At 54.1% G+C, this 7,769-nt stretch carries 8 protein-coding genes; 7 read left to right on the top strand and 1 reads right to left on the bottom strand.

Annotated elements, in window-relative coordinates; genetic code table 11:
* Nucleotides 1–119 precede the first annotated feature (119 nt).
* The gene (locus JE47_RS0118685; RefSeq protein ID WP_031461207.1) at nucleotides 120–1,316 is read left to right on the top strand and encodes a vWA domain-containing protein; all 1,197 of its coding nucleotides are present in this window, start codon (nucleotides 120–122) and stop codon (nucleotides 1,314–1,316) included.
* Complete coding sequence (locus JE47_RS0118680; RefSeq protein ID WP_031461206.1) at nucleotides 1,313–2,047, top strand: hypothetical protein; 735 nt, start codon at nucleotides 1,313–1,315, stop codon at nucleotides 2,045–2,047. The genes JE47_RS0118685 and JE47_RS0118680 overlap by 4 nt, the downstream gene beginning before the upstream one ends.
* 8 nt (nucleotides 2,048–2,055) lie before the next feature.
* On the opposite strand, the gene JE47_RS0118675 is transcribed toward JE47_RS0118680, so the two are convergent.
* The gene (locus tag JE47_RS0118675) at nucleotides 2,056–2,937 is read right to left on the bottom strand and encodes an alpha/beta fold hydrolase (protein WP_031461205.1); all 882 of its coding nucleotides are present in this window, start codon (nucleotides 2,935–2,937) and stop codon (nucleotides 2,056–2,058) included.
* Between the two features lie 107 nt (nucleotides 2,938–3,044).
* Between JE47_RS0118675 and JE47_RS0118670 the strand changes: the two genes are divergently transcribed.
* The 5 genes from JE47_RS0118670 (at nucleotide 3,045) to JE47_RS0118650 (ending at nucleotide 7,704) form a co-directional block, all read left to right on the top strand.
* Complete coding sequence (locus tag JE47_RS0118670) at nucleotides 3,045–4,085, top strand: TAXI family TRAP transporter solute-binding subunit (RefSeq protein ID WP_031461204.1); 1,041 nt, start codon at nucleotides 3,045–3,047, stop codon at nucleotides 4,083–4,085.
* A gap of 89 nt (nucleotides 4,086–4,174) precedes the next feature.
* On the top strand, nucleotides 4,175–6,331 hold the full coding sequence (locus JE47_RS0118665) for a TRAP transporter permease (protein ID WP_031461203.1): 2,157 nt from the start codon (nucleotides 4,175–4,177) through the stop codon (nucleotides 6,329–6,331).
* Nucleotides 6,332–6,356: 25 nt separating this feature from the next.
* The gene (locus tag JE47_RS0118660; protein ID WP_028457354.1) at nucleotides 6,357–6,668 is read left to right on the top strand and encodes an XdhC family protein; all 312 of its coding nucleotides are present in this window, start codon (nucleotides 6,357–6,359) and stop codon (nucleotides 6,666–6,668) included.
* Nucleotides 6,669–6,693: 25 nt separating this feature from the next.
* Complete coding sequence (locus tag JE47_RS0118655) at nucleotides 6,694–7,434, top strand: XdhC family protein (RefSeq protein WP_031461202.1); 741 nt, start codon at nucleotides 6,694–6,696, stop codon at nucleotides 7,432–7,434.
* Nucleotides 7,435–7,437: 3 nt separating this feature from the next.
* Entirely contained in the window at nucleotides 7,438–7,704 is a 267-nt protein-coding gene (locus JE47_RS0118650; protein ID WP_031461201.1) for a hypothetical protein, read from the top strand.
* Nucleotides 7,705–7,769 lie beyond the last annotated feature (65 nt).

The raw sequence follows: 7,769 nt of genomic DNA, 5'->3' as shown, positions 1-7,769 counted from the left end.
GGCTTGCATTTGTCATATACACGCTGAGTTCGCCATGGATGGCACATCATATTTATGGTAGGATAAGATAAATGACAATTATGGTGAGCTGATAGCCCGCTGCAAGCCAAGAAACTCCTATGAGCAGTAACCTGCTAACCCACATCGTTAGTTTTGGCTATCTCCTACGTGAAATGGGGATTGCGGTCAGTCCTGGTCAGATTATCGAACTGATCGAGGCCATTGAGCACGTTGGTCTGCTACAGCGGGAAGATTTGCGTGCTACAATGCGCTGTATCCTGGTGTTACGTCGCGAAGACCTGCCGCTATTCGATGTTGCCTTTGAGTTTTTTTGGAAGAAGGCGCTCGGCATCGATCTCGAGCGCGAGATGATGCAGATGCTGCTCCCGCAGGTCAAAATCCCGCGTCGTCAGTTACGATTACCGCGCCGCCAACCGACGGCTGATGATGAAGATACGGCTGAAGGCCAGGAACGAGAAGAGTTCGAGATCCAACTGACCTTCAGTCGTGATGAGGCATTACGCACCAAAGACTTCGCTCAGTTTACCTGGGAAGAGGTACAGGCGTGCAAAGAATTGATTCGCCGCATGGAGTGGCACATTCAACCTCGTCGTACCCGACGGCGACGGCCAGATCGTGCCGGTCGGCTCCTCGACATGCGTCGCACCCTGCGGCAAAGTTGGCGCTTCGGCGGTGAACCGCTAGAGTTGTCGTGGCGCAACATCCGCACCGAACCGCGACCATTGGTGCTGATTTGTGATATTTCCGGGAGTATGGAGCGTTACTCACGGATTTTGCTCCAGTTTGCCCACGCCATCTCAGCCGGTCTGGGTAATGTCGAAACATTTGTCTTTGGTACCCGTCTTACCCGCATTACCCGTCAGTTGCGACACAAAGATATTGACGACGCCATCGATGCCGTGAGTAAGCACGTCGTTGACTGGAGTGGCGGTACGCGCATCGGCGAGGCAATTAAAGAGTTTAACTTTCGCTGGGGGCGACGGGTGCTTGGGCGGGGTCCGGTTGTATTGCTGATTAGCGATGGTTGGGATCGCGGCGATCCAGAATTATTGGCCCGCGAAATGGATCGCTTGCAGCGTTCGTGTCACCGCCTGATCTGGTTGAACCCGCTGCTGGGAACGCCCGGCTATGAACCATTGACGGTGGGGATGCAAGCAGCCCTCCCATTTGTTGATGATTTTCTACCGGTACATAATCTGGTAAGTCTGGAGCAACTCGGCGCGAAGCTGGCTTCACTCGGCCCACAACGCCCGCTTCGGCGCCAGCGTATGACAATCACTCGAGGCAAACAATGACCGATCCTGCTCAATTGAAGGCTGAAGCTGATGCGTTGATTGCACGCGGTAAAGCACTGATTGCAACCGATTTACCCCAGGCGACCGATCTACTCAATCGGGCGGTTAAGCTCTATTGGGCTGCTGGGGAGTATTACAGTGCTGCTGCACAGACCGGGAATTATGGGTGGGCATTACGCCGGATGGGCCGCCCCGATCTGGCGCGTCCCTATCTGGCGCGGGCTGCCGAAATTTTTGCCGATCTAGGCCTGACCGATTTCGCCGAACGGCATCGAGCCGCGGCTGAGGATATTGCTGCTGATCTGACACCGGAATTTTTAGCCAGTTTGCCGCCGACAGTACGATCAGCAATTGAACGACAAGACGGTGCAGCATTGCAATTCGCACTTAACGCCTTGCCACCCGCCGAACAGCAGACTGTTATTGATCGTCTGACGGCAATTGGTCTCATTAGCCTGGCAGACAGCGAAGAGACGACGGTGCAGGCCGTTCAGCAGTTCGAGCCACTGTTACAGGCGATTGCTGCCGTAGCCCGTGGTGATGATCACGAACGGTCTGACGTCGAACAGGCCCTCCACGATCTCGAACGGAAGGGATGGCACATTCGTAAGGCAGTACATCGTATCTGGAATGGCGAGCGGCGCCGTCAGCGGTTAACGCATGACCTTGACGAGGTTGATACGGCGCTGGTCAACCGGATTCTCGATATTCTGGCGTCGCCGACATCCTGAGGGCCAGGTCAGCTTAAGAATGCCTGCAATGCGGCCAGAGTTTCGGTGGGCGCTTCTTCCGGTAAAAAGTGACCACCTGGGACACTATGGCCTTGCACATTTGACGCATACCGCCGCCATACCTCTAACACGTTGTACTTTCTACCAACAAACCCCTGTGCTCCCCATAACACCAGAAGCGGGCAGTCTACCTTGCGTCCGGCGCGTACATCAACCTCGTCGTGTTCCAGATCAATCGTTGCTGCGGCACGATAATCGGCACAACTAGCAGCAATAGTCGCCGGATTGCGGAAACAACGCAGGTACTCGGCAACTGCCTCTTCTGTAAATGCGGTCGGAGTTCGTCCCCAGTGAGCTAGCTTACTACGCAACCAAAAATCCGGATCGGCACCGATCAACGTTTCCGGCAACGGCGCCGGTTGAATCAAAAAGAACCAGTGATAATACGCTGTAGCAAATTCGCGGTCGGCTGTCAGGTACATATAGTGAGTTGGCACAATATCAAGCACTGCCGCTCGTACCACCCGATCTGGATAATCAAGGCACATCCGGTGGGTCACGCGCGCACCACGGTCATGACCGACGACAAAGAAGCGGGTAAAGCCAAATTGCGTCATCAAGTTAACCATATCGGCAGCCATTGCCCGCTTGCTGTAAGGCGTATGGTCAGGATCGTCCGCCGGTTTTGCGCTGTCACCGTAGCCACGCAAATCGGCGGCAATAACGGTAAATTGCTCGGTCAGCTTTGGTGCTATAGCGTGCCACATCGCATGCGTCTGCGGATAGCCGTGGAGTAACAACAACGGTTGCCCACTACCGCCAATCGCCCCGGCAATCGTGATACCGTTAACATCACGCTGAAATGGAACACAACGGTTAAGAATCGTCAAGCTGGCACCTCGTTTCGTTGATAAAGTTTCTTCTCAGCACGAGCTAAATCAAGTATAATCTATTATAATCAGCTTACTCGGTTGCCATAAGTAAAGGAGGAAACAAAGTGGTTTCGCGTATCGGTGTGCTATTCCTGGTAGTAGCAATGCTGCTAGTCAGTGCCTGTGGCACCACGACGCCGACAACTGCTCCGACAGCAGCCCCTGCAGGTGGTCAATCGGCCCCTGCCCCTGCCCCTGCACAGACTCTCCGTTACGCATTTGGTGGTGGGCCGGTTGGCGGTGTGTTCCAGGTATATGCTGACGTCCTTTCCTTGATTATCAAAGAGAAAGTGCCCGGCGTCGACATTACGGCTGAGGGTACTGGTGGTTCGGCCGAGAATCTGCGCTCGGTCAATGCCGGTGACCGGCAGTTTGGGATTGTCTATTCAGGCGACGTAGCTCTGGGCGCATTGGGGCAGTTGCCCGAAGATCCAACAGTGTACGATAAGGTGATGCCGGTTGCTCCCCTCTACGGTGGCGTGGCACATCTGGTGGTGAGTGAAGCGAGTGGCATTAACTCAGTTGCTGATCTGGTTGGGAAGCGGATCGCGCTGGGCAATGCTGGCTCGGGTGCGGCTCTCAGTGCCGAGCGTTACTTCAAAGCGCTAGATCTCTTCGATAAGATCAGGGTTGAGTACCTCGGTTATTCGCAGGCAGCCGCTGCAATGGCCGACGGTCAACTCGATGGATTCTGGGTGTTGGCCGGGTTCCCGAACGCTTCGGTACGTGAAGCCGCTGCAGCGACGAAGATTAAGCTGATCGATATCTATACCCCCGGTGTGGAAGCTGGCTTCTTCCAACAGTACCCATTCTATTCGCAGCGGGCGCTGACCGGTGGCGCCTATGATGGTGTACCGAACGATGTGATGAGCTTCCAGGATACCGCACTCTGGGTTGCCAATGCTGATGTACCAGCAGACATTGTGTATCAGGCACTCAAGGCGGTGTACCTTGAAGGTGGTCTGGATCGACTGCGCGAAGCGCATCCTTCAGCCAAAGAGATGGGCCTCGAGGTTGGCATCACCGGTATTGCCAATAAGTTGCATCCCGGTGCAGTTAAATTCTGGACTGAACAGGGTGTGCAGATTCCTGATAATCTAAAGTAGTCGTCCGTGTCAGGTGGCAACGGGGTAGCTGAGTCGATACTAGAGGAGGCCCTGTGCTTCCTCTAGTAACATCTGGTGAAGAGGGGTCTATGGCTGATCTGAAACCATCGAACAACACTGGTATCACGCTAACCAGCGACGAGATCGATCAGGATAAGGTGCGCAAATACCTTGAGCAAGAAGAGAAACCGACCCGGACCTTAGGACGCTTTTGGGGCACAATTGTTGCTCTCATTGCAGTCAGCATGGCCGGTTTTTATATTTACACTGCTGGAACGCTGCCGGCGCCGGTGCAGTGGCAGCGTGGTATCTATGTGATGTTGACCTATATCCTGGTGTTGTTGCTCTATCCGGCGGTTGGGAAGAAGAACCCATTGCAGCCCTGGCTAAACAGTCTGGCCGAACGATTACCGACACCGTTGCGGGTCATTATCTTACCACGAGGTGGGCCTACGATTCTCGATCTTGCCTTAATTGTTATCACCGTCATTGTGGTAGGTTACTTTATTCTCAATTACCCATCTCTGCAACGGCGAGCAGGCGCCTATAACCCTACAGATTTTACCGTCAGTGTGATTGGTCTGATCATCTCGCTGGAGATTGCCCGGCGGGTCTTAGGCTGGTCGATGACGCTGATCGGTCTCTTTTTTATTCTCTATCTGCGATTTGGTTTCGTTCTATACGACATTCCAGTCCTTGAAACCTTTGCACACCGTGGTCAACCATGGCAGCGGGTCGCCACCGTGCTCTTCCTTGATCAGGAAGGTGTGTTCGGCGTGATGGCCAACGTGCTGGTGAGCTACGTTATTCTGTTTATCTTTTTCGGTGCGTTTCTCAACAAGGCTGGCGCCAGTCGCTTTTTTATTGATCTGCCGTTAGCATTAGCTGGCAAAAGTACCGGTGGCCCGGCCAAAGTGGCTGTGCTGTCATCGGCGTTGTTTGGTTCGATCTCCGGCAGTGCGATCGCCAATACTGTTAGTACCGGTACCTTCACGATTCCAATGATGAAGCGGGCCGGCTTTCGTCCGCACGTGGCGGGGGCAATCGAACCGTCGGCTTCGATTGGTGGTGCATTTCTGCCGCCGGTGATGGGAGCTGGCGCGTTCCTGATGTCGGAATTGACCAATACTCCCTATTCGGTGATTGTCGCGATTTCGGTTGTCCCGGCAGTTCTGTATTTCCTTTCAGTTTTAACGATGGTGCATTTTGAGGCCAAGAAGTTTGGCCTCAAGGGGATCAAAACTGAACATACGGCTTGGGAGATTATTCGTAACGAATGGTATCTGTCGTTACCGCTGTTTGTCGTTATCTTTATGCTGGCCCGTGGCTTTTCGCCAGGATATGCGGCCTTCTGGTCAATCCTCTCTTGTATCCCATTGATGTATCTCTTACCCGAAAATCAGGCCGATTTCAAAAATCCGGCAGCACAGGGTGGAACAATCGTTCACGCTTTTCTGCGCAGCACGGTGCGGGTGATGAAGACCATTAATGAGGCAATTCAGAAAGGTGTGCGTGATACCCTGGTCATCGGCGCTACAGTAGGGGTCATTGGGATGATTGTTGGTACCATTTACGCCACCGGTGTCGGGCAGCGGTTTGCCAATATCATTGTGAGCCTGAGTGGTGGCAACTTGTTTGTAGCGGTGCTACTCATTGGAATTGCCTCGCTGATTCTAGGTATGGGCGTACCGGTAACAGCAGCATACCTGATTACTGCCGTGATCGCGGTACCCGCCTTAAGCGATCTGGGTGTGGCAATTCTGGCCGCTCACATGATCGTCTACTGGTTTAGCCAGGATAGCAACATTACTCCGCCAGTATGTGTGGCTGCGTATGCCGGCGCAGCGATCGCTGGCGCCGATCCCTGGAAAACCGGATGGACATCGTTCAAATTTGCGAAATTACTCTATGTGATGCCGCTGCTCTTTGCCTTTACACCAGAGATCCTTATGATCGGAGCAAGTGGTCAGCCTCTGATTGATGTCGAGTGGAGCAAAGTGGCAATGTCGTGGTTCTCAGCAACGCTCGGTACCATCGCCTTCTCAGCAGTTTCGATGTTTTACCTGGTACGTAAAACCACGTGGTGGGAATGGATTATCGCTGCGTTCGGGACATTTCTCTGTTTCTGGCCCAGTCTGCTAACAGATATTATCGGAGTCGCTATTGTGGGCGGGGTCTGGCTGTGGCAGTGGTACGATGTACGTCGCCAGCGTCAGCCTACGGTGCAGTCAAGCGTAGCCGATTGAGGTAGAGCAAAGGAGTGGTAAGACAATGCACGATATTCTCGATGCGATAGATCGCTGGTTAGCTCGCGGTGAACAGGTGGCGATTGCGACGGTAGTACGAACGATGGGGTCATCGCCACGTCAGGTTGGAGCTAAGATGGCAGTCTCATCGAGCGGCGCAATGATTGGCTCGGTGAGCGGCGGGTGTATTGAAGGGGCTGTCTTTGAGGCCTGCCAGGAAGCCATTGCAACAGGCCAGACCCGGTTGCTTCATTTTGGGGTTGCCGATGAGACGGCGTGGGAAGTAGGGCTAGCTTGCGGGGGTACTATTGATGTCCTGGTTGAGCCATTACGTTAAATAAACCCCATTGCAGGAAATGCGTATGAGCACGATCTATGAGTTGGTGCGCGAAGCGGTACGAAGCGGTCAGCCGCTGGCTACAATAACAGTATTGTCGGGTGAGTTGATCGGGGCAAAGATGGCGCTTAGGCCCGATGGACAGACGGTTGGTGATCTCGGCGATACTGAGTTGACAGCGCAAGCGGTACAGGTCGCTTTACCGCTACTCACAGCAGGGGAAACGCAGACCGTCTCTTTGACACCGGAAGTAACCATTTTCGTCGAGAGCTTCGTTCCACCGCCAACATTGTATATGGTTGGTGGCGTTCATATCAGTATTGCGCTGGCTGCGCTGGCGAAGATCGTGGGTTTTCGCACGGTGGTGATTGATGCCCGAGACGCATTTGCAACCGCAGAGCGTTTTGCTCACGTTGATGAACTGATCTTGGCCTGGCCTGATGAGGCGCTGGCCGGTAGGCTTGATGCGCGCAGTAGTGTTGCTGTACTCACCCACGATCCCAAGCTCGACGATCCGGCGTTACGAGTGGCATTGCGTTCACCGGCACGTTATATTGGCGCATTAGGAAGCCCCAAAACCCATGCCCGTCGTCTCGAGCGGTTGGCTGCCGAAGGATTCACTCCAGAAGAGCTAGCTCGCATCCACGGCCCGATTGGTCTGCCAATCGGCGCAAAAACCCCTGAAGAGATTGCCCTGAGTATCCTGGCCGAGGTGGTGCAGATTTCTCGCCGTGGGGCGAGTACCGGTGTCCAGAAAGGAGCATGAACTATGCCGCCGCTTGACCGTCGTCAAGCCGAATTACTCTACGAAGGTGCTCAGGCATTGGTACGTGGCGATAAGGAACAGGCACGGGCATTACTCCTTGAGCTGGTTGAATTAAACGAACAGATTCCCGAAGCCTGGCTCTGGCTGAGTGGTGCGGTAGATGATCCCGAAGATCAGCGCGTGGCGCTCGAAAATGTGTTGGCACTCGATCCCGATAATCCCTATGCGAAGGAAGGACTGGCCTACCTCGATGCGCAAGCACAGCGGTAGGAGGGTAGTACTGCACGCATCCACTGTCAATAACGCTTGATTCCCGCCATCACTTGGGTAAGCGG

It is taken from the genome of Chloroflexus sp. MS-G, from assembly GCF_000735195.1.
Lineage (GTDB): Bacteria > Chloroflexota > Chloroflexia > Chloroflexales > Chloroflexaceae > Chloroflexus.
This window is presented reverse-complemented; position numbering and strand designations above follow the sequence as displayed.

Excerpts from the sequence above, each read along its gene's own strand:
- JE47_RS0118650 (WP_031461201.1), top strand. The coding sequence starts at position 7,438 with ATGCCGCCGCTTGACCGTCGTCAAGCCGAATTACTCTACGAAGGTGCT.
- JE47_RS0118660 (WP_028457354.1), top strand. The coding sequence starts at position 6,357 with ATGCACGATATTCTCGATGCGATAGATCGCTGGTTAGCTCGCGGTGAA.
- JE47_RS0118665 (WP_031461203.1), top strand. The coding sequence starts at position 4,175 with ATGGCTGATCTGAAACCATCGAACAACACTGGTATCACGCTAACCAGC.
- JE47_RS0118680 (WP_031461206.1), top strand. The coding sequence starts at position 1,313 with ATGACCGATCCTGCTCAATTGAAGGCTGAAGCTGATGCGTTGATTGCA.
- JE47_RS0118685 (WP_031461207.1), top strand. The coding sequence starts at position 120 with ATGAGCAGTAACCTGCTAACCCACATCGTTAGTTTTGGCTATCTCCTA.
- JE47_RS0118655 (WP_031461202.1), top strand. The coding sequence starts at position 6,694 with ATGAGCACGATCTATGAGTTGGTGCGCGAAGCGGTACGAAGCGGTCAG.